20 protein-coding genes are annotated in these 21,906 nt (G+C 66.6%); 7 read left to right on the plus strand and 13 right to left on the minus strand.

What is annotated here, in order from left to right; translation table 11 throughout:
• Positions 1–51: 51 nt before the first annotated feature.
• The 7 genes from RPPS3_RS21345 to RPPS3_RS21375 all read left to right on the plus strand — a co-directional run bounded on the left by RPPS3_RS21345 (position 52) and on the right by RPPS3_RS21375 (position 6,984).
• The gene (locus tag RPPS3_RS21345) at positions 52–885 is read left to right on the plus strand and encodes a universal stress protein (protein ID WP_107345838.1); all 834 of its coding nucleotides are present in this window, start codon (positions 52–54) and stop codon (positions 883–885) included.
• 86 nt (positions 886–971) lie between these two features.
• Positions 972–1,703, plus strand: coding sequence for a CBS domain-containing protein (locus tag RPPS3_RS21350; protein WP_107345839.1), 732 nt, complete (start codon positions 972–974; stop codon positions 1,701–1,703).
• Positions 1,704–1,848: 145 nt separating this feature from the next.
• Positions 1,849–3,375, plus strand: coding sequence for a sensor protein FixL (gene fixL, locus RPPS3_RS21355; RefSeq protein WP_107345840.1), 1,527 nt, complete (start codon positions 1,849–1,851; stop codon positions 3,373–3,375).
• Positions 3,368–3,979, plus strand: a complete 612-nt coding sequence (gene fixJ, locus RPPS3_RS21360; protein WP_107345841.1) for a response regulator FixJ — start codon at positions 3,368–3,370, stop codon at positions 3,977–3,979. Before fixL ends, fixJ begins: the two co-directional genes overlap by 8 nt.
• Positions 3,980–4,064: 85 nt before the next feature.
• Positions 4,065–4,457, plus strand: coding sequence for a response regulator (locus RPPS3_RS21365; protein ID WP_107345842.1), 393 nt, complete (start codon positions 4,065–4,067; stop codon positions 4,455–4,457).
• A gap of 198 nt (positions 4,458–4,655) precedes the next feature.
• Entirely contained in the window at positions 4,656–5,348 is a 693-nt protein-coding gene (locus tag RPPS3_RS21370; RefSeq protein WP_107345843.1) for a helix-turn-helix domain-containing protein, read from the plus strand.
• A gap of 328 nt (positions 5,349–5,676) precedes the next feature.
• Complete coding sequence (locus RPPS3_RS21375) at positions 5,677–6,984, plus strand: O-acetylhomoserine aminocarboxypropyltransferase/cysteine synthase family protein (RefSeq protein ID WP_107345844.1); 1,308 nt, start codon at positions 5,677–5,679, stop codon at positions 6,982–6,984.
• Positions 6,985–7,158: 174 nt separating this feature from the next.
• On the opposite strand, the gene RPPS3_RS21380 is transcribed toward RPPS3_RS21375, so the two are convergent.
• Genes RPPS3_RS21380 through RPPS3_RS21440 form a run of 13 tightly spaced genes read right to left on the minus strand, consistent with a single transcriptional unit; the run spans position 7,159 to position 21,473 of the window.
• Positions 7,159–8,523 (minus strand): NADH-quinone oxidoreductase subunit N, encoded by a 1,365-nt coding sequence (locus RPPS3_RS21380; RefSeq protein WP_107345845.1) that lies wholly within the window; start codon positions 8,521–8,523, stop codon positions 7,159–7,161.
• A 10-nt stretch (positions 8,524–8,533) separates the two neighbouring features.
• Positions 8,534–9,976, minus strand: coding sequence for a complex I subunit 4 family protein (locus RPPS3_RS21385; RefSeq protein WP_107345846.1), 1,443 nt, complete (start codon positions 9,974–9,976; stop codon positions 8,534–8,536).
• Positions 9,967–12,036: an NADH-quinone oxidoreductase subunit 5 family protein gene (locus RPPS3_RS21390; protein ID WP_107345847.1), complete on the minus strand. Its 2,070-nt coding sequence runs from the start codon at positions 12,034–12,036 to the stop codon at positions 9,967–9,969. The genes RPPS3_RS21385 and RPPS3_RS21390 overlap by 10 nt, the downstream gene beginning before the upstream one ends.
• 2 nt (positions 12,037–12,038) lie before the next feature.
• Complete coding sequence (nuoK, locus tag RPPS3_RS21395) at positions 12,039–12,347, minus strand: NADH-quinone oxidoreductase subunit NuoK (RefSeq protein ID WP_107345848.1); 309 nt, start codon at positions 12,345–12,347, stop codon at positions 12,039–12,041.
• The gene (locus RPPS3_RS21400) at positions 12,344–12,850 is read right to left on the minus strand and encodes an NADH-quinone oxidoreductase subunit J family protein (RefSeq protein ID WP_107345849.1); all 507 of its coding nucleotides are present in this window, start codon (positions 12,848–12,850) and stop codon (positions 12,344–12,346) included. The genes nuoK and RPPS3_RS21400 overlap by 4 nt, the downstream gene beginning before the upstream one ends.
• A complete protein-coding gene (gene nuoI / locus RPPS3_RS21405) occupies positions 12,847–13,368 on the minus strand; it encodes an NADH-quinone oxidoreductase subunit NuoI (RefSeq protein ID WP_107345850.1) in 522 nt (173 codons plus the stop codon). The genes RPPS3_RS21400 and nuoI overlap by 4 nt, the downstream gene beginning before the upstream one ends.
• The gene (nuoH, locus tag RPPS3_RS21410; protein WP_107346724.1) at positions 13,365–14,324 is read right to left on the minus strand and encodes an NADH-quinone oxidoreductase subunit NuoH; all 960 of its coding nucleotides are present in this window, start codon (positions 14,322–14,324) and stop codon (positions 13,365–13,367) included. The genes nuoI and nuoH overlap by 4 nt, the downstream gene beginning before the upstream one ends.
• A complete protein-coding gene (nuoG, locus tag RPPS3_RS21415) occupies positions 14,321–16,954 on the minus strand; it encodes an NADH-quinone oxidoreductase subunit NuoG (RefSeq protein WP_107345851.1) in 2,634 nt (877 codons plus the stop codon). Before nuoG ends, nuoH begins: the two co-directional genes overlap by 4 nt.
• Entirely contained in the window at positions 16,951–18,237 is a 1,287-nt protein-coding gene (locus RPPS3_RS21420) for a complex I 51 kDa subunit family protein (RefSeq protein WP_107345852.1), read from the minus strand. Before RPPS3_RS21420 ends, nuoG begins: the two co-directional genes overlap by 4 nt.
• Complete coding sequence (gene nuoE / locus RPPS3_RS21425) at positions 18,234–18,722, minus strand: NADH-quinone oxidoreductase subunit NuoE (RefSeq protein ID WP_107345853.1); 489 nt, start codon at positions 18,720–18,722, stop codon at positions 18,234–18,236. Before nuoE ends, RPPS3_RS21420 begins: the two co-directional genes overlap by 4 nt.
• On the minus strand, positions 18,719–20,464 hold the full coding sequence (nuoC, locus tag RPPS3_RS21430) for an NADH-quinone oxidoreductase subunit C/D (protein WP_107345854.1): 1,746 nt from the start codon (positions 20,462–20,464) through the stop codon (positions 18,719–18,721). Before nuoC ends, nuoE begins: the two co-directional genes overlap by 4 nt.
• Complete coding sequence (locus RPPS3_RS21435; protein WP_013504135.1) at positions 20,461–21,087, minus strand: NuoB/complex I 20 kDa subunit family protein; 627 nt, start codon at positions 21,085–21,087, stop codon at positions 20,461–20,463. The genes nuoC and RPPS3_RS21435 overlap by 4 nt, the downstream gene beginning before the upstream one ends.
• A complete protein-coding gene (locus tag RPPS3_RS21440; RefSeq protein ID WP_011159799.1) occupies positions 21,084–21,473 on the minus strand; it encodes an NADH-quinone oxidoreductase subunit A in 390 nt (129 codons plus the stop codon). Before RPPS3_RS21440 ends, RPPS3_RS21435 begins: the two co-directional genes overlap by 4 nt.
• Positions 21,474–21,906 lie beyond the last annotated feature (433 nt).

The raw sequence follows: 21,906 nt of genomic DNA on the forward strand, positions 1-21,906 counted from the left end.
CGCCATATATTCCGCTCCCGATCCGACACGCTTGGAAGCGGGAGTCCTGCAATGCTGAGTGACATCGTCGCCCACATCCCGGCCGATCGACCGGCCGACGGCGTGGTCGCCTGCGCCGTCTCGGTCGCGAAGGCATTCGATGCGCATCTGGACGGCATCGTCTGCACCTATCAGCCGATCAATCCGGCCATCATGGTCGGCGCATCAGCCGCATACTATGCCGCCGCCACCCAGCAGAACACCGATGCCGATGAGGCTGCCGCGCGGCTCGATCAGTTCGAGATTGCCGCCCGCGCCGCCGGCGTCACGCACGGCGCACGCTCGGTGTGCGATACGCCGGTGCTGGCCAATCAGGCCCTGTCGGAAATCTCGCGGCTGTACGACCTCACCGTCCTGGTGCAGCCGGACCGCGCCAAGCCGGGTCACCAGGACCCGCTGCCGGAAGCGGTGCTGTTCAATTCCGGCAAGCCGATGCTGATGGTGCCCTACATCCACTCCGGTCCGCTCGCCTTCGACCGCATCCTGATCTGCTGGGACGGCGGGCGTCCCGCGGCGCGCGCAGTGCATGACGCGATGCCGTTCCTCACCCGGGCGAAGATGATCGACGTCGTCTCCGTCAACGAAGATGAGGACGTGGTCGGACAGGCGTCGTCGACCGCACTGCTGGCGCACCTGATGCGCCACGATCTGGCGGCGACCGGACACCAGCTCACCTCGCCGCCCGGCAGCATCCACAACACCATTCTGTCGTTCGCCGCCGACAGCGGCGCCAACCTGCTGGTGATGGGCGGCTACGGCCATTCGCGGCTGCGCGAGTTCATCCTCGGCGGTGTGACGAGAGGCATCTTCAAATCGCTGACCTTGCCCGCGTTGATCTCGCATTGACGCGTCGCAGGGGCCAGCGACACAACAAGCCACGGTGCGACCGGCGTGGCGCTCGGATTGCCGCCGCGGCTTAGGGGAGACTGGATATGCGTGCTCACCAAATCATGACCCGGCAACTTGTCACGATCGGTCCGGATGCGTCGATCGTCGATGCCGCCAATGCAATGATCGACAATCACGTCAGCGGCCTACCGGTGGTCGACGACGACGGCAAGCTGATCGGTATCATCTCCGAAGGCGACTTCATCCGCCGCGCCGAAATCGGAACCCAGCGCAAGCGCGGGCGCTGGCTGCGGATGTTGCTCGGCCCCGGCACCTGCGCCGGCGACTTCGTCCACGAGCACGGCCGCAAGGTCGGCGAGGTGATGACGCACCATCCCCACACCGTCAGCGAAGACACCTCGATCGAAACCATCGTGAAGCTGATGGAGAAGCACCACGTCAAACGCTTCCCGGTGATGCGCGGCGATCTGCTGGTGGGGATCGTCACCCGCAAGAACCTGCTGCGCGCTGTCGCCGACCTGGCGCGCCAAGCCCCCGAGCCGAACGCGGCCGACGACAAGATCCGCGACAAGATCATCGCCGAAATCGAACGGAACGACTGGCGCCCATTCGGCCTCAGCGTGCTGGTGCGGGACGGCGTGGTGCACCTCAACGGCGTGATCACCGAAGAGCGGTCGCGGCAGGCCGCGGTGGTGGTCGCCGAGAACGTCTGCGGGGTGCGGGAAGTGCACGATCATCTGTGCTGGGTCGATACCATGTCCGGGTTCTACCTGAACTCGCCGGAAGACGATCGGGCGGCCAAAAAAGCGAGTTGAAATCGGCGCGCCGCCGCCGTTTAAGTGACCCTGGCAGCGGCGGGCGTCCCGCCTTCCGCTGGTTGTGAAGTCGCGTCCGCGCGCCGTGTTGCGGATCGGAATGCCGTTGTGTTAAGAGCGGCAAAGAGAGCATTTCAGGCGTCGCGTGACCGAACCAGCCCCACCGTCGACCGAACTCCTCGCGCGCGATCGCCGTTTGCAGCAGGGCATCGACGGGTACGGCGTCGGCACCTGGGAGCTCAATCTCGCCACCCAGGAATTGGCGTGTTCGGCGACCGCGCGGAAGCTGTTGGGCGTGCCGGCCGACGCTCCCCTCACCTACGACACCTTCATCTCCCTGCTTGATCCGGACGATCGGGAGCAAATCGCCCTCGCACTGCAGCAATCGATCGAGCACGGCGACAAGATCGACGTGATGTACCGGGTGGCGGAGAAAGACCGCCCCGGCCATTGGCTGCGCGCCCGCGGCGGCGTCGTCCACGAGGACGGAGCCTCCTATCTTTGCGGCATCGTGCTCGACATCGATCAGCAGAAGGTGCTCGAGCAGGAACTGCGGCTGCAGCAGGGCCAGCTTCGCTCGATCCTCGACACCGTGCCGGACGCGATGATCCTGATCGACGGCCGCGGCATCATGCGGTTCTTCTCCCGCGCGGCGGAGCGGATGTTCGGCATGTCCGAGCGCGAAGCGATCGGCCAGAACATCAGCGTGCTGATGCCGCGCCCCGACGCCACCCGTCACGACAACTACATCGACCGCTATAACAACACCGGCGAACGCCACATCATCGGTATCGGCCGCATCGTCACCGGCCGCCGCAAGGACGGCAGCACCTTCCCGATCCATCTGTCGATCGGCGAGATGGAATCCGGCGGCGAGCGCTACTTCACCGGTTTCATCCGCGACCTCACCGAGTATCAGCAGACCCAGGCGCGGCTGCACGAATTGCAGGCCGAACTGGTCCACGTCTCGCGGCTGACCGCGATGGGCGAAATGGCCTCGGCGCTGGCGCACGAACTGAACCAGCCGCTGTCGGCGATCAGCAACTACATGAAGGGCTCGCGCCGGCTGCTCGCCGGCAGCACCGATCCGAACACGGTCAAGATCGAAAGCGCGATGGAACGCGCCGCCGAGCAGGCGCTGCGCGCCGGCCAAATCATCCGTCGGCTGCGGGATTTCGTCGCGCGCGGCGAATCCGAAAAACGGGTCGAGAGCCTCGCCAAGCTGATCGAAGAGGCAGGTGCGCTCGGGCTCACCGGCGCCCGGGAACAAGGCGTCGTGCTGCGCTTCAACCTCGATCCGGCCCACGACCTGGTGCTGGTCGACCGGGTTCAGATCCAGCAGGTTCTGGTCAATCTGTTCCGCAATGCGCTGGAAGCGATGGCCAATTCCGATAAGAAGGAGTTGTCCGCTGGCAACGCGCGCGTGGCGGACGACATGGTCGAGGTCACCGTCTCGGACACCGGCAGCGGTCTGCCGGAGCAGGTCAAAGCCAAGCTGTTTCAGACGTTCTTCACCACCAAGGAAACCGGAATGGGGGTCGGACTTTCGATCAGCCGTTCGATCATCGAGGCTCATGGCGGCCGGATGTGGGCGGAAACGAACAGCGCCGGCGGCGCGACGTTCCGCTTCACGCTGCCGCTGGCGCCCGTCGGGGATTTGACTGATGCCTAAGGGAACCGTGCATGTGATCGACGACGACCTGGCGATGCGGGAATCGATCGACTTCCTGCTGAGCTCGGCCGGCTACGAGGTCAGACTGTACGAATCCGCGCAGGCATTTCTCGACCTGCCGGACGTGGAATTCGGCTGCATCCTGTCCGACGTCCGGATGCCGGGGATCGATGGTCTCGACCTGTTGAAGCGCCAGAAAGCGGCTGGCAGCAAGCTGCCGGTGCTGATCATGACCGGCCACGGCGACGTGCCGCTGGCGGTCGAGGCAATGAAGCTTGGCGCCTCCGACTTCATCGAGAAACCGTTCGACGACGACCGACTGATCGGACTGATCGAAACGGCGCTGAAGCAGGCCCAGGAAGGCGCCAAGAGCGAAGCTGTGGCGCAGGATATTGCGGCACGGATCCAGTCGCTCAGCCCGCGTGAACGCCAGGTGATGGACGGCCTGATTGCCGGCATGTCCAACAAGGTGATCGCGCGCGAATTCGATATCAGCCCGCGTACTATCGAGGTCTATCGCGCCAACGTGATGACCAAGATGCAGGCCTCGAGCCTGTCGGAACTCGTGCGGATGGCGATGCGCGGTGGCGTTATCAAGGATTGAGACAGATCAATCCGGCTTCGTTGGTAGCCCGTATGCTACCAGTATGACAGTTTTCGCAGCGCTCATTGGTGCGTGAGGTTTGGTAATGCCGAACGCACCCGCAAAAACCATCGTTTACGTTGTGGACGACGATCAGGGCGTGCTCGGATCGCTGCGTTTCCTGCTGGAAACTGATGGCTTCGCGGTGCGCACGTTCCGGAGCGGACCGGCGCTACTCGACGCCATCGACCAAGGCCCGGTCGACTGCATCGTGATCGACTACAAGATGCCCGGCATGAACGGCATCGACCTCGCCCGCGGGCTGCGCGAGCGCAAAGTGCGCGCGCCGATCGTGATGATCACCGGCTATCCGGACGAGACGATCTCCAGCCGCGCCAGCGTCGTCGGCGTGCAGCACGTGGTGGTGAAACCCCACCTCGAAGAGAGCCTGGTTTGGCATATCCGGGCCGCTCTCGAAGAGAGCGGCGCCGCAGCCTGAGCGAGCCGCGACGGCTCCCTCGCCCATCATATTAAGATCTTGTTAAGACTTCGGTTTTCCGCACAGAAGCGGACGGGGGCGCACGCTCCCAGCCTCCGTAAACCTACTTAGGGGAACCCACTTAAGATATGGAGCGAAATACCTCGTCCTCGGAATCTTCCGTACAACCCTGGCCATCCGATCAAAGGAGATGGCCAGATGCTGAACCAGTCGCTCAGGACGCCCGCCACCGCCCACGCGCCCATCGATCCCTCTTTGTGTTCTCCGGCAGAGCAGTTCTTCGCGACCACCGGTCACGCCGGTCTGATCGCCTCCGAATTCACCTATAAGAAGGAAGAGGAAATCTACGGCGAGGACGAGCCGTCCGAATACGTCTACCAGGTGGTATCCGGTGCCGTGCGCAGCTACAAGCTGCTGTCCGACGGCCGCCGCCAGATCGGCGCCTTCTATCTTCCCGGCGACGTGTTCGGGCTGGAGTCGGGACCGACCCACCGCCTCACCGCCGAAGCGATCGTCGACACAACCGTTCGCCTGATCAAGCGCCGCAGCCTCGAACAGGCCGCCGCCACCGACATCAACATCGCCCGCGGCCTGTGGTCGATGACCGCCGGTGAGCTGCGCCACGCCGAAGACCACATGCTGCTGCTCGGCCGCAAGAATGCGATGGAGCGGGTCGCCAACTTCCTGCTGGAAATGGACCGCCGCCTCGCCGTCGCCGGCATGATGGCGCTCCCGATGTGCCGCCGCGACATCGGCGACTATCTCGGCCTCACCCTCGAAACCGTCTCCCGCGCGCTGTCGCAGCTGCAGAGCAAGGGTATCCTGGGCTTCTCCGGCGCCCGCCAGATCGAACTGCGCAACCGCGCGCAGCTTCGCAATCTCGACGCCTAAGCCCACCTCGGCGGTATCCCCGCCGGAGCATCTCTTTCATCGGATCGGACAGATAGGCCACCAGCAATGGTGGCCTTTTCTGTTTGCGCCGGGGCCGTCCCTGCGCGGGCTTCCCAATTGTAGGATTGGGAAAATTTTTCTCTTTCTTCCCGCAATCGGCGAAGAATGAACGCATCGCCGTGGCCATACTGCCGAGACGGAGATTTTTATTTCTGCCCATTGATTGACTTGGCCACCCTGCGGCGTCCTGATGACGGCCCGCGGACCTGCGTTGCCGTCATGAGCGCGCGGTTTACAGCCCGAATTTCATTGCCGGAAGGATGTCGCCATGACCCAGAAACTTCACCCCGAAACCCTCGCCCTGCATGCTGGCTGGCGCGCCGATCCAGCGACCGGCTCGGTCGCGGTGCCGCTGTTCCAGACCACCTCGTACCAGTTTCACAACACCGAGCATGCGGCGAACCTGTTCGCGCTGAAGGAGCTCGGCAACATCTACACCCGGATCGGCAACCCGACGACCGATGTGCTGGAGCAGCGCGTCGCGGCTCTTGAAGGCGGCGTCGCCGCGCTCGCTGTCGCGTCCGGCCAAGCCGCGTCGGCCTTTGCGCTACAGAACCTCGCCCGCGTCGGCGATAACGTGGTGTCGTCGACCGACCTGTATGGCGGCACCTGGAACCTGTTCGCCAACACCCTGAAGGATCAGGGCATCGAAGTCCGCTTCGTCGATCCGTCCGACCCGCAGGCGTTCGAGCGCGCCACCGACGAACGCACCCGCGCCTACTATGCCGAGACGTTGCCGAACCCGAAGCTGGCGGTGTTTCCGATCGAGGAAGTCGCCGCGATCGGCCGCAAGCACGGCATCCCGCTGATCGTCGACAACACCGCAGCGCCGCTGCTGGTGAAGCCGCTCGAGCACGGCGCAGCGATCGTGGTGTATTCGGCAACCAAATATCTCGGCGGCCACGGCACCTCGATCGGCGGCCTGATCGTCGACGGCGGCAACTTCCCGTGGGAGCAGTTCCCGCAGCGTCAGCCGGCGCTGAACACGCCGGACCCGAGCTATCACGGCGCAGTCTGGGTCGAAGCGGTGAAGCCGATCGGCCCCGTGGCCTACATCATCAAGGCCCGCACCACGCTGCTGCGTGACCTCGGCTCGGCGCTGTCGCCGTTCAACGCCTTCCAGATCATTCAGGGTCTGGAAACGCTGCCGCTGCGGATCGAGCGTCACGTCCAGAACGCCCAGAAGGTCGCCGACTATCTGGAGAAGCGCCCCGAAGTCGTGAAGGTGATCCATCCGTCGAAGCAGAGCGGCGTCGCCCGCGAGCGCGCCGAGAAGTATCTCCAGGGCAAGTTCGGCGGTCTGGTCGGCTTCGAACTCGCCGGCGGTCGCGAGGCCGGGCGCAAGTTCATCGACGCGCTCAAGCTGCTCTATCACGTCGCCAATATCGGTGACGCCCGCAGCCTGGCGATCCACCCGGCCTCGACCACCCACTCGCAGCTCTCCACCGAAGAGCAGCTCGCGACCGGCGTGTCGGACGGCTATGTGCGGCTGTCGATCGGCCTCGAGCATATCGACGACATCCTCGCCGACATCGACCGCGGCCTCGCCGCCGGACGCCTGGCGAACGCGGCGTAAGAACGGGAAGCGATACACTTCCCCGGCACAGCACGCTCCCTCTCCCGCTTGCGGGAGAGGGTTGGGGTGAGGGCGACGCGAGCACTGAGTCTCGGCCTCGCGGGACACGCCACCTCAGCCGGATGGCTACGCCTATCCCACCTCTCCCCTACACGCGGGGAAAAGCGAGTGCCGCTACGGCGCCATCGTCGCAGCGACGACGTTCATCAGCCCGGCCGGGGCGACGCCGAAGATGATGATCAACGCGATGCAGACGATCAACAGGCCGCGATCGAGCTGCGGCAGCGGCTCGGACTCGTCGTGGGTGTGGCCGACGAACGGCGCGGTGAAGAACTTCGCGTAGTAAAAGAAGCCGAGCGACGAGCCGGCAACCACGATCCCAACCAGCACCCACAGGCTGCCGTCGATCAGGACCCGCAACAGGAACAGCTTGGCGATGAAGCCGCCCGCTGCCGGTAGGCCGGCGAGTGACAACAGCGAGAGCGACAGCGCGACCGCTTCCAACGGGCGCCGCTTCATCAGCCCGTGCAGATCGGGCAGCGTCGGCGCGCGGCCGAGTGCGGCGGAGACGCACAACGCGCCGAGCATCGCCGGGGCATAGATCGCCAGATAGAACAGCACCGCCTCGCCGGCATGTGGTGTGCCGGAGGCGATGATCAGCGCGATGTAGCCGGAATGCGCGATCGTCGAGTAGCCGAGCATCCGCGGCAGTTGCGGCTGCCGCAGCGCTAGCAGATTGCCGATCAGAACCGAGGCGCCACCGAGCGCGGCGAGACCTTGGCTCCACACCGGCTCCGGCAGATGGGCGGTCAGTGCCAGCCGCAGGATCACGATCGCCACGGCCGATTTCGACACCACGCCGGCCAGCGTCGCGGCGCTCGCGGGGGCCGCCTCGAACGCATCCGGCGTCCACATGTGGAACGGCACCAGCGAAAACTTGAAGGCGAGGCCGGCGAGCAGCAGCGCGGTGCCGAACGCGGTCAGCGCGCCGCGGCCGCCCCAGCCGGCGAAATCGAGCGCGCCGGTCTCGGCGAAGATCAGCGCAATGCCGAGCAGCAGCGCCGAGGACGCAAGCCCACTCATCACCAGGAACTTGTAAGCAGCTTCCAGCCCCTGCCGGGTCAGCCGAAACGCGAACAACGCGATCAGCGACAGGCTGAGGATCTCGATGCCGAGAAACAGCGTCGCGGGGTGGCCGGCACCGGCCAAGGTGGCTGCACCGATCGCCACCAGCACCAGGAGCGACGGCGCCTCCTTGGCGGGGTGACCGGTGCGCAGAAACACCAACGCGCCGAGCGACACTAGGCACGCGAACACGATGCCGAACCGCGCCGGACCGTCGTCGGTGAACAGCGCGCCCATCGGCGCCGCCGGGGCACCGATCCGCAGCAGCACCAGCGCAGCGGCCACCGCCAGCCCCGCCGCTGCGGAAGCCTGCACGATCTGCAGCCGCGCCAGCGGCACCAGCATCATGGCCGCGACGGCGGCGATGGCCAGCACCACGAGTGGCGAGAGCGCGGCGAATTGGGCTGCGGTCATGGCGCGGCGATCACGGCGTGTGGATCAGCGCGGCCTTGATGGCCGGCTCGAGCAGCGCCAGCAGGCTCTGCGGATAAAGGCCGACGATCAGCGTGCCGATACCCATCACCAGGATCGGCCAATACTCACGCCAGGTCATATCGGCGAGCGGCGGCTTGGGCTGCGGCAGGCCAAACACCAGCCCCTTGAGCAGCCGCGTCGCGTAGATCACCGAGACGATCAGGGTGGACAGCGCCAGCAGCGCGAACACCCAATTGACCTGGAAGATGCCGACTATCACCAGTGCCTCGCCGACAAAGTTCGCGGTGCCGGGCAGCGCCAGCAGCGCCGAACAGAACAGCGCGAACGCCGCGGCGAATTTCGGTGCGGTCTGCTGCAGGCCGCCGAGCTGGCGCAGGTCGCGTGTATGGGTGCGCTCGTACAGCGCGCCGATCAGCAGGAACAGCGCTGAGGCCGAGAACGAGTGCGCGATCATCTCGACCGCGGCACCGGCGAGCGCGTAGTGCACGCCGGCCGCAATGCCCATCAGCACGATCGACATGTGGGCGATCGACGTATAGGCGACCAGCCGCTTGGCGTCGTTCTGGCCGCAGGCGACGAGGCCGCCATACAGCGCACCGGCGGCGCCGAGCGCGATGCCGTAAGGCGCGACGGCCGCGAGACCGTCGGGAAACAGCATCGGCGCAAACCGGAACAACCCGTAGGCGCCCGTCTTCAGCAGCAGGCCGGCGAGCAGGATCGAGCCCGCGGTCGGCGCCAGCGTGTGCGCTTCAGGCAACCAGGCGTGGAACGGCGGCACCGACAGCTTGACCATGAAGGCCAGAGAGAAGCCGAGCAGCATCCACACTTGAACCGGCGTCGAGAGCTTCATCTCGGCGAGTTCGAATGCGCTGAACGTCATGTGGTCGGCCATCGCCGCCAGCGCGAACGAGGCCGCCAGCAAGCCGAAGCCCGCGACTGCGTTGAAGATCAGGAATTTCAGCGCCGCGCCTTCCTTGTCGCCATGGCCCCACACCGCAATCAGCGTGAACGCCGGCACCAGCATCGCTTCCCAGAAGAACGCGAAGATCAGAAGGTCGAACGACAGGAACACGCCGACGGTCGCGGCTACGGTCCAGCACAGGCTGGCATGAAACAGCCCGGACTGGGTGCGAATCTCCGACCACGACGCCATCACCGAGATGATGCCGAGCCCGGCGGCGAGCGCGATCATCGTCGCCGACAGGCCGTCGATCGCGAAATCCAGCGAGATGCCGAACGACGGCACCCAGGGGTACGACACCTTGTCGTACCAACGCCCCTCGGCGCCGGTCGCAACGACGCCGACCAACAGCACCAGCATCAGCGCGAAGGTCGCAATCGTGACCCAACGCTCGCGCTCGCCCTTGCCGGCGACGAAGAATGCGACGAGGCCGCCGATCGCAGGCAGCAGGATGAGCGCAATCAACGCCATGACGTCCCCCAGGCAAACAATAGAAGTCCCGCGCAACCGAGCGCGATCCACAGCGAGTGATCACGGACGCGGCCGGTCTGCGTCAGCCGCACCAGCGCCCAGGCGTGTCCGGCACCGCCGGCCAAACCCATCCAGGCGCGATCGATCCGGTCCGGATTGAACCGCGCCACGAAGAACCCGACGAACAGCCGGGCCACGACAATCAGCAGCCGGCCGATCGGATCGCCGGCTACCATCCGCACCACCGGGGTCTGACCGTCGGTGGCGCGCGTGATCAGGTCGGTGCGGATACCGCGGACCTGACCGGCACCGCGGCCGAGCGGATCGTCGGTGACGAGTCCGGGCACGTCAACGCCCTCACGACGCAGCGCGACAGCGTCGGCCACTGCCTCGGTGCCTTCGGCATTGCCGAGCACCGTTGCGACGCGGCGGAAGCGCCGGACGAAGTAATAGTAGTACAGCACCTCGAACCGGAAGATGCGGACGTGGCGCATCCGCTTCGCCAGCGCGTCGAGCTCCTGCGGGTGTTTCACCAATTGCCGTGCCAACAGCACGCCGAGGATCGGCGCGGCGGCGCCGAGCAGCGTCGGCAGCAAGGGCGTGTGCACCGGGGCGCCGCCGGTGAACTGGATCAGCGCGCCGACCGACAAGCCACCGACCACGGCAACCAGCGTCAGCACCGTCAGCGGCACCACCACGGCGAGACCGCCCCAGGCGGGAGCTGCGAGATCGGCGGTCTGGCTGGCGGCGATGAACACGACGCGGAATGCGTAAGCGCCGGTCAGCACCGCGGCGGTCGCGGCCAGCAGCCACAACGGTACGCCCCAAGGTCCGCTGCTCCACACCGCGGCGAGCACGGCTTCCTTCGAGTACCAGCCGGCGGTGATCACCGGCAGGCCGGCGAGCGAGGCGGCACCGACCGCGAAGCTCCAGAACGCCAGCGGCTGGCGATAGCGCGAGCCGCGTAGCGCCTCGATCGCGGTCGAGCCGCCAGCGGCGTGGCTCATCACGCCGGCGCTGAGAAACAGCAGCGACTTGAACACCGCGTGGATGGCAAAGTGCGACAGCGCCACCGCGGGCGCACCGAGCCCGAGCGCCAGCACCATGAAGCCGATCTGGCTCATGGTCGAGAACGCCAGCAGCTTCTTGACGTCGGTCTGGATCAGCGCGACCAGCGCGCCGAGCGCCGCGGTGAGGATGCCGAGCATCGCCACCATGGCGGAGATTTCCGGCGCGGCGGCGAACAGCGGCGCCAGCCGCGCCAGCAGGATCACGCCGGCCGCCACCATCGTGGCGGAGTGCAGCAGCGCCGACACCGGTGTCGGGCCGGCCATCGCGCTCGGCAGCCAGGTGTGGAATGGAAACTGCGCCGACTTGCCGAGCGCGCCGAGCGCGATCAGTCCGGCGATCGGCGCCAGACGCCACGGATCAATTGCCGGCACCGCGGCCAGCATGCCGTCGAGCCGCGTGGTGCCGGCATTCAAGAACAGCATCATTAGGCCGGCGAGCAGGAAGCTGTCGGCGACGCGGGTGGTGATCAGCGCCTTGCGCCCCGACGCCACCGCCTTCGGCAACTTGTCGTAGAACGCGATCAGCATGAAGCTGCACAGGCCGATGGTTTCCCAGCCCAGGAACAGCAGGATGACGTCGGCGGCGAACACCACCGCCAGCATGCCGGCCAGGAACAAGTTCATCACCGCGAAGAACCGGCGCAGATCCGGCAGCGGTTCGGACGCCATGTAGGCGCCCGAATAGATCAGCACCAGCGCGCCAACCAGCACCACGGTGCCGCCGGTGACCATGCTGAGCGGGTCCATCGACATCGCGATCTGCGCGACGAATACGCCGGTGTCGATCGACAGAATCGGCACCACCGCGCCGGCAACGCAGACGCCTTCGATGCAGGACAGCCCGACCGGGAAGAACAGGATCGCCGGCAGTACCGCAGCGCCGACGCCGAGCGCAATCACCGCAGCGCGCGACAGTGGCACCGGGATCAGCGACAAAATCAGGAAGCCGAGCAGCGCCGGCACCGGGACGAACGGAAGCAGATGCGCCATGCTCACCCCTTCAGCCCGCTGATGGCATCGCTGTCGTCAGTGCCGGTGAGCCGGCGCAGACGCAGGAACAACGCCAGCCCGACCGCGACCTCGGCGGCGGCCAGCGTCAGCACCAGGATGAACATCCCCTGCCCTTCGGGATCGGCGTGATAGGCGCCGGCGGCGATGAAGCCGAGCGCCGGGCCGCTGAGCGCGACCTCCAGCGCCACGAGCTGAAACATCATGCCCCGGCGCGCCAGCACGCCGAACACGCCGATCGCGAACAGGCCGGCGGCCAGGATCATGATGCCGATCAGGTCGGAGCCGGTCATGATCCGCTCCTCGGGCTACGGTCGTTGCGACCGATGTGGCGGACGCCGAGCAAGCCGGCGAGCAGCAGCAGCGATGCGAGCTCGATCGCCAGCGCCCACGGCCCGAACAGCAGTTTGCCGACCTCCTGGGCCGACACCGGCGCTGGCTGACCGGTGGCCTTCAGGCCGATTTCGCCGAACACGAACGGCGCAACGATCAGTACCGACATCAAGAGAGGTATCGGCCAGGCGCCGCGCAGCAGCGCGCGCTCGCGGGTGATCGCTTCCGGCGAAATCGGCAGCGTCATCACCACGAACACGAACAGCACCACGATGGCGCCGGCATAGATCATGATCAGCAGCACGGCGGCGAACGCCGCGCCGAGCGCGAAGAAGCACACCGCCAGCGCCAGCAGCGTCACCACCAGATACAGCAACGAGTGCACCGCGTTCGGCCGCGTCACGGACAGCGCAGCCGAGATCAGCGCGAAGGCGCCGGCATAGATCGCAAGCAGCGAACTCATGGCAGCAGCCCCTTCAGGTTCACCGGCGGCGCCTCGTGTTCGGCCTCGCCCTTGTCCTTGCCAGGGATCGCCTTGCCGGCGAACGACCAGTAGCGATAGCCGCGTACCTTGCCTTCGCCGGAAATCAGAAGGTCGTGCTTCTCGTACACCAGCGCGTCGCGGCGCCATTCCGACAATTCGTAGTCCGGTGTGAGCTGGATCGCCGCCGTCGGACACGCGTCCTCGCAGAAGCCGCAGAAGATGCAGCGGGCGAAGTTGACGCGGAAATGCTCCGGGTACCAGCGGCCGTCGTCGGCCACCGCCTTGGAAAGATCGATACAGCCGACCGGACACACCGTCGCGCACAGATTGCAAGCGACGCAGCGCTCCTGGCCGTCCGGATCGCGGGTCAGCACGATGCGGCCGCGGGCGCGCGGATACAGCTTCGGCTTCACTTCCGGATAGAGCTGGGTCTCCGGCTTGACGAACAGCTTGCGGCCGACCCGCAACAGCGCTTCGAGCCATCCGAATCCGATCATGACGCGCTCCTCGCCACCACGACGATGCCGGTCAGCATCAGATTGAGCAGCGACAGCGGCAGCGCCACCTTCCAGGCGAAGCTCAGGAGCTGGTCGTAGCGCGGCCGCGGCAGCGTGGCGCGGATCCAGACGAACGCGACCGCGATCGCCGCGGTCTTCAGCCCGAACCAGACCGGGCCGGGCAGCCACGGCCCGAGCCAGCCGCCGAAGAACAACGTCACTGCAAGGGCCGACACCAGCAGCACCGCGAGATATTCGCCGAGGAAGAACAGGCCGAACGACATGCCGGTGTATTCGGTGATGAAACCGGCGATCAGATCGTTCTCGGATTCCGGCAAGTCGAATGGCAGCCGGTGCGCGGCGGCGACGCCCGCGATGGTGAACAGCGCCATACCGAGCGGCTGCAGCAGCACGAACCAGACACTGCGCTGCGCCTCGACGATCTCGGCCATCGAGAACGAGCCGGCGATCATCACCACGCCCATCAGCGACAGGCCGAGGAACACCTCATAGGCGAGCATCTGCGCCGCGGCGCGCATGCCGCCGAGCAGCGAGAACCGGTTGTTCGACGCCCAGGCGCCGAGCACGGCGGCATAAGCGGTCAGCCCCAGCATGCCGAGCAGAAACAACAAGCCGACATCGACCGAGGACAGTGCCCATCCGTCACCGATCGCCACCACGCCGAAGCCGGCGAGCACCGGCGTCGCCGCGACGGCCGGCGCCAGGATGTAGAGCAGCTTATCGGCGCCCGGCGGCGGACGATCCTCCTTGGTGAGAATCTTCACCGTGTCGGCGACCCATTGCAGCGCCCCGAACGGGCCGACGCGGTTCGGCCCGTAACGCTCCTGCACGAATCCGAGTAGCCGCCGCTCCACCCAGGTGAAGGTGCCGGCGAGCACCAGCAGCACCATAATCAGCGCAACTGAAATCGTGGCGGTGATGATCATACCGATCATGGCGCCGCCTCCACCTTGACCCGGCGCAGCGGCCCGCGCGGCTGGCACGAGCCGGCGCTGATCACCACGGTGCCGCGCGGCACCGAAGCGTCCAAAGTCACCACCGGCGCACAGGGATTGCCGTCGACCTGCACCGCTGTGCCGTCACGGAAACCGTGCAGCGCCGCGTCGTCAGGATGCAGCAGCAATCGCGGTGCCGGCCGGCGCGCAGCAAGTAACGCACTGGCACGGCTCAATTCGCCGCCGGTGAAGGTGTCGTGCAGCGGGATCAGCCACAGCCCTTCGCCGGCCTCGATCGGCTGCAGCACGGCATCCGGCAGCGACGCTTCGCCCGGCTTGATCAGCAAGGTGCCGGGATCACCGCCGCGCAACGGGCCGCCGACTTCTTCCAGGAAGCGCGTCACGTTATTGGCCGAATGCAGGCCGGAGGTCTTGTAGCTGGTGATCAAAGGCGCCGGCACTGCGGTGCCGCGCGCGCCCTTGATGCCGAAAGTCAGCGGCCCATCCTGATCGACCGGGATCACCGCATCGGCAAACTGCCCGGCGCGATCGTCGGCGGTGCGGCCGGTGTAAGGCCGCGGCGCGCGGGTGACCTTGCCGTCGGGCATCCCGAAATCTTCGCCCGGCGCAGCGTCCGCCACGGCCACGAGATCGGGACGCTCGACGATCAGATCGCCGATCAGCGCGTCGAGCCCGTGCCAGTCGCCGGCACCGAACGCATCGAGCCGGCGCCAGCTTGCCGGTGCGGAATCCTGCGGCGCCACCGCGGCGAAGAAGCGCTGCGCCCGGCCTTCATAATTGACGAAGGTGCCGGTCGCCTCGGTGAACGGCGCCACCGGCAGCGCAACCGCCGCGCGCGCGGTGGTCTCGTTGGCCATCGAGTCCAGCGCAACCACACCCTTCGCGGCAGCGAACAGCCGCTCGACGCCAGCGCGCGGGGCACGGTCGAACAGATCGTTCTCGAGCACGATCGCGGTCTTGGCACCGCCACGTTCGAGCAAAGCGGCAGCGCTGTCGAGGCCGTCGCCGCCGAGCAGCGCGAGCCCGATGCTGTTGGCTTCCGGCGCCAGCAGCACGATCCGCGCTTTCGTGCCGAGCGCGGCGACGATGCGCGCCGCCGTCTCGATAATCTCTGCCGACATCAGCGCGCAGCCGGCGACGATCAGCGGCCGCTCGGCGTTCGCCAGAATCTCGGCGACCCGCGCGGCTTCGGAATGCTCCTCGACCGCCTCGGCGGGGCCTGCGCCAAGTGCCGCTGCAACGCTCGCACCGAACGCGGCGACGCCCTGGGGATCAAGCCGCAGCGACAGCGCAGCAAGATCGTCCAGCGCATCAGGCAGCGGCGTCGCCAGCACGATCGGCGAGCGGCGCCCCTCGCCGGCGGTACGGACCGCCGGATCGAGGAAAGCGTGCACGCCCTTCTGCGCGGCAAGCTCGCGCTCGGCGCCGCGCGCGGTTTGCCGCAGAGCCAAGGCCAGTCGCGGCGCGGTGCCAGTGAGGTTTTCGCCGAGCACCAGCACGGCATCGGCGTGCTCGACCTCGTGCAGCGACGCGATCTTGGCAGGCCCAGCCCGCAAACTCTCGACGATACGCCGCACCAGACCGGCTTCGACATCGGACACGCCGGCGAAGAACCGCTCCGGCCCGACCAGACGCTGCAGCGCGTAGTTGGCTTCCAGCGAGGCACGCGGCGAACCGATCCCGATCGCGCCTTCGGCCACGATGGCATGGGCGGCCGAGGCAGCTTCGTGCTCGCTCGCAGGCGCGCCGCCGATTAGCGGCTGCCGCAGCCGATGCTCGGAGACGACGTGCAGCGGACCGTAGCGGCCGCGATCGCAGATGAAGTAGCCGTTGAGCGCGCCGTGGTAGCGGTTCTGCACCCGCTTCACCCGGCCGTCGCGCTGGTCGACCAGAATGTTGCAGCCGAGCGAGCAATGCGGGCAGATCGACGGCGTCGTCCGCATGTCCCATTTGCGTGAATAATCGCGCGACCAGCCCTTGTCGTTGAACACGCCGGTCGGACACACTTCGGCGAGATTGCCGGCGAACGGGCTTTCCAGCGGGCCGTCCTCGGCGCGGCCGAAATACACGTTGTCATGGGCGCCGAACGCGTCGAGATCGCGCCCGCCCGCATAGTCGCGATAGAACCGGGTGCAACGATAGCAGGCGATGCAGCGGTTCATCTCGTGCGTCACCAGCGGCCCGAGATCCTGGTTGCGGTGGGTGCGCTTGGTGAACTTGTAGCGGCGATCGATATGACCGGTGGCGATCGTCATGTCCTGCAGATGGCAGGAGCCGGCCTCTTCGCACACCGGGCAATCATGCGGATGGTTGACCATCAGCCACTCGATCACCTGGGCACGGAATGCCACCGCTTCCGGATCGCTCACCGAGACCCGCTCGACGTCGGCGACCGGCGTCATGCAGCTCATGACGATGCGGCCTTCCTTGTCGTCCGGACCGTCATAGACCTTCACGGCGCATTGCCGGCAGGCGCCGACCGAGCCGAGCGCGCCGTGCCAGCAGAAATACGGCACGTCGATGCCGTGCGTCAGGCACGCCGACAACAGGTCTTCGCCGTCCTTGGCTTCGATGACGCGACCGTCGATCTCGATCTTCTTCTTGGTCATGCGCGGCCCACCGGACAGAAGCCCTGCAGGTGGGCCGTGAAGATATCACCGAAGCGTTCGAGACCGCTGCGGAGCGGCGTCAGCGCGCCGGTGTTGAGGTCGCAATAGGAGCGGCCCGAGGGACCGGACAGCGCGACGTGGTGGTGCAGCAGGTCGATGTCGGCGCGCGTGCCCTTGCCGGCTTCGAGCGTGTCGAGCAGCTTCGCCACCCACGGCAAACCGTCGCGGCATGGCGTGCACAGGCCGCAGCTCTCGCGCGCGTAGAACCGCATATGGCGTCCGATCGCCGCCACCGGGCAAGCGCGATCGTCGAGCACGATCAGCGCGCCGGTGCCGAGCGAACTGCCGGCCTTCTTGGCGTTGGTGAAATCGAGCGGCACGTCGAGCTCGGCCTTCTCGAAGAACGCGGTGGCGCCGCCGCCGGGCTGGAACGCCAGCAGCGCACGGCCATTGCGGATGCCGCCGGCACGATGCAGCAATTCACGCGCGGTCGAGCCCATCGGCGCTTCGATCAGTTGCGGGCGCTCGACGCAGCCGGAGATGCCGTACAGCTTGGTGCCGCCTTCGTCGGTGAACGACAGCGAACGATACCAGTCGGCGCCGTTCTCGATGATCGACGGCACCGACGACAGCGTCTCGACGTTGTTGACCGTGGTCGGCCGGCCCCACAGGCCGCTGACCGCCGGATAAGGCGGCCGATGCCGCGGCACCGGACGCTCGCCCTCGATCGCAGCGATCAGTGCGGTCTCTTCGCCGACGATGTAACGGCCCGCGGAGGCGTGCACGCGCATCGTCAGATCGAAGCCGGAGCCGAGAATATCGCGGCCCAGCAGCCCTGCGGCTTCCGCTTCGGCAATCGCGCGGCTCAGCGCGGTGGCAGCGGCGCGATATTCGTCGCGCACCAGGATGATCACTTCGGTGGCGCCGATCGCATAGGCTGCGATGGTCGCCCCCTCGATCAGTTGATGCGGCAGCGCCTCCATCAACAGCCGGTCCTTGAACGAGCCGGGCTCGGTCTCGTCACCGTTGACGCAGAGATAGCGTGCGCCTGGACCGGCCTTCTCGCTACCGGTGCGCATGAAGCGCCATTTGTTGGCGGTCGGAAAGCCGGCGCCGCCGCGGCCGCGCAGGCCCGCGGCCTCGACCATCGCGATGATCGCTTCCGGGCTATGCCGCTTGAGCGCCAGCGACAGGGCCGCATAGCCGCCGAGCCCCCGCCAAGCGGCGAGGCTGTGCGGCTGACGGTCGGCGCGAGCGCGGCCGGTGAGCGGCTTGTCGCTCATGGCTGGCCTCCCACCGCAGCGCCGCCGATCAGCGCGTCGAGATCGTCCGGCGTCAGCGGACCGATCAGCTTACGTTCCGGGCCGACCAGAGCCACCGGGGCGCGATCGCAGCCGCCGACGCAGCAGATGTTGATCAGCGTGAACTTGCCGTCCGGCGTGGTTTCACCGAAGCCGATGCCGAGCTTGCTCATCACCGCATCGCGCACCGCATCGCCGCCGCACAGATAGCAGCTCAGCCCGTCGCATAAGAGGATCACCGTGTCGCCGACCGGCGATCGGAAGATCTGACTGTAAAACGTCGCCAGCGCGTCGATCTCGGCAGGCGTGACGCCGAGGACGTCGGCGGCTTCCTTCAGGTGCGCGTCGGACACCCAGCCTTCGGCTTCCTGCACCAGCTTCAGTGCTTCCACCATCGCAGCCTTCGCGCCGCCATGGGTGGCGGCAGCATGCTGAATCGCGGTCTTGAGGGCGGGACTGAGGCTCATCGGTCGACGTCCGACATCACGTAGTCAATGCTGCCGAGATAGGCGACGAGATCGGCCACCATCATGCCGGGCGCCACCGCGGAGATCATCTGCAGATGCGCGAACGACGGCGTGCGAATCCGGGTGCGATAGCTCGACGGTTCTCCGTCCGAGATCAGCGCGAACTGCGTCAGGCCGCGCACGGTCTCGACCTGGCCAGTGTATTCGCCCGGCGGCAGCACCGGACCCCAGCTCGTGCTGACGAAGTGATGGATCATGGTCTCGATGTCGTGCAGCATCCGCTCGCGCGGCGGCGGCGTCGTCAGCGGATGATCGGCCTTGATCGGGCCGGACGGCATGTTGTCGACGCACTGCCGGATGATCTTCAGCGACTGCCGGATTTCCTCGACCCGCACCACCGTGCGGTCGTAGCAATCGCCGGCGTGACCGACCGGAATCTCGAAGTCGAAATTTTCGAAGCCCGCATAGGGCCGCGCCTTGCGCACGTCCCAGGCATAGCCGGTGGCCCGCAGGCCCGGACCGGTGACGCCCCAATCCAGCGCCATCGAAGTGTCGTAAGCCGCAATGCCCTTGGTGCGCGCGCGGAAAATCTCGTTGCGCAGCACCATGCCTTCGTAATCGTCGAGCCGCGACGGCATCCAGTCGAGGAATTCGCGGACCAGCCGGTCCCAACCCTCCGGTAGATCCATCGACAGGCCGCCGATGCGGAAGAAGCCGGGATGCATCCGGGCGCCGGTGATCGACTCGATCACCCGGTAGCCGCGCTCGCGGTCGGTGAACATGTAGAACACCGGCGACATCGCCCCGGTGTCCTGCGCCATGGTGCCGTAGAACAGCAGGTGGTTCATGATGCGGAACATTTCCGACAGCATGATCCGCACCGTCAGCGCACGGTCCGGCACTTTGATGCCGCAGGCCTTCTCGACCGCCTGCAGGTAGGGCATCTCGCCCATCACCCCGCCCAAGTAATCGACGCGGTCGGTGTAGGGGAGGAAGTTATGCCAGGTCTGGCGCTCGGCCATCTTCTCGGCGCCGCGATGATGGAAGCCGATATCGGGCCGTGCTGCGACGATCTCTTCGCCGTCGAGCGCCAGCACGATCCGGAACACGCCGTGGGTCGCCATCGAATGCGGCCCGTAGTTCAGGATCATCAGCTCGACGCCGTCGCGATGCGTCGGCAGGCCGAACTTCTCCGGATCAGCGGCGAGCGCGTGCTCCTTGGCGTCGAACAGCGACGCCGTCATGTTGAACAGCGGCCGTTCGGTGGCGCGACCCGGCTGGGTCTTGCGCATCGGATGGCCTTCCCAGCCCGGCGGCAGCAGAATACGCAGCGAGTGCGGCTGAGCTTCGAACTCGACGCCGAACATGTCGTAGGCTTCGCGCTCGTACCATGGCGCGTTGGGAAACACCGAGCCGATCGACTTGGCGCGCGGATATTCGGCATCGAGCGCGATCTTGATCCGGATGTCGGCATTACGCTCGTGCGACATCAGGTGGCTGGCGATGGTGATGCCGGACGGCGGCAGGCCTTCGCGATGCTTGCGCGCGGTTTCGTCGATCGCCCACAGGTCGACCAACATCTTGAACGGCCGGTCGATCTCCTGCTTCAGGAAGCGATGCACGTCGATCGTCGCGTCCGGCCGAATCCATACGGTCGGAAACCGATCGGCAGTCATTTGCTCGCCCAGCACCGCGTCCTTGAAGCGCGCGCTGAGCTCGGTGACGAGTTCGGATGCGCTCACAATGACTCCGGCGGATCAAGCAGGGTCTGCGCCATGCGTTCGTCATGGCGCTGGTCGCGCCGGCGCGGCGCGTCGAAGCCCAGGCCGGCGGTATTGCCGACGGTGACACCGAGCGGACGACGTTCGCTGCCGACCTGCTGCTGCAGCATGATCAGCGCATCGAGCACCGCTTCCGGCCGCGGCGGACAGCCGGGGATGTAGACATCGACCGGAATGAAGCGGTCGACGCCCTGCACCACCGAATAGATGTCGTACATGCCGCCCGAGCAGGCGCAGGCGCCCATCGCAATCACCCAACGCGGCGCGCGCATCTGTTCGTACAGGCGCAGCAGCGGCGCAGCCATCTTGTGAAACACGGTGCCGGACACGACGAGGAGATCGGCCTGCCGCGGCGAAGCGCGGATCACTTCGGCGCCGAACCGCGCCTGATCGTAAACCGGCGTCAGCACCGTGACCTGTTCGACGTAGCAGCACGACAAGCCGAAATTGAAAGGCCACAGGCTGTGCTTGCGCGACCATGCGGTGAGGTCTTCGAGCGTGGTGAACAGGCTCGACAGCGCCATATGTTCTTCGACCGAGCGCTGTTCGCCCGGCATGCCCGGATGTTGCGGCGTCATCGTCATCGGCGCTTGCCCTTGACCCAGTCGAGCGCTCCGTCGAGCCACAGATACACCAGCGCCAGCAGCAGCACGCCGATGAACACGGCGGCTTCGATCAGACCGAGCCAGCCGGCGTCGCGCGCGGCGACCGCCCAGGCGAACAGGATCGCAGCTTCCATGTCGAAGATCACGAACAGCGCGGCGATCAGGAAGTACGGCGCATTCAGCGGCCCCTGCTGCGGCTGCGCCGGCAGCACGCCGCCTTCGTAGGGCACGTCGGGCCGCGCACCGGAGCGCTTCTCGCGCAGCCAGGCCGCGACCACGATGATCGCCGCAACGATCCCGGCCGACAGCGCGACGTGGATAGCGAGTGCGGCGCCCGAATTGATCGGAAGGGTCAGATCACCCACCGGCAAGGCTCCAACAAACAGCGGAAGAGCGGATCACGAACGATCCGACGTGGGGTGTAGAAGTCGGGTTGTTAACGCATCGTCACCATGCCATCCGACCCGTCAAGGCTGGTTGACGCGGATCAACTCCGCGGCCACGACAACGTGAGAATCCCGCTGTGATTTCCTGTACTTGGAACCCGGTATAGGGTGTCGGAAAGCCCCGCATGGCAGGGCTTTGCGGGCTCCAGCCAAGGCTTTCCCAACGGCCGAATCGGCGTCATCCGCAATCTGCGGCACGTTGCCACGTTGAGCCGCGATGGCCGTGAGCTTGCATGCCCCGGTGACCGTCCGAGGTCGGCCGCGTACGCATTCGGTCCGTCCGAACACACCCGGGACAGATGCGCGAACACATTTCGCCGGACGCTGAAATGATCTAACGATAATTGTTTCG

This window comes from Rhodopseudomonas palustris, assembly GCF_003031265.1.
GTDB lineage: Bacteria > Pseudomonadota > Alphaproteobacteria > Rhizobiales > Xanthobacteraceae > Rhodopseudomonas > Rhodopseudomonas palustris_H.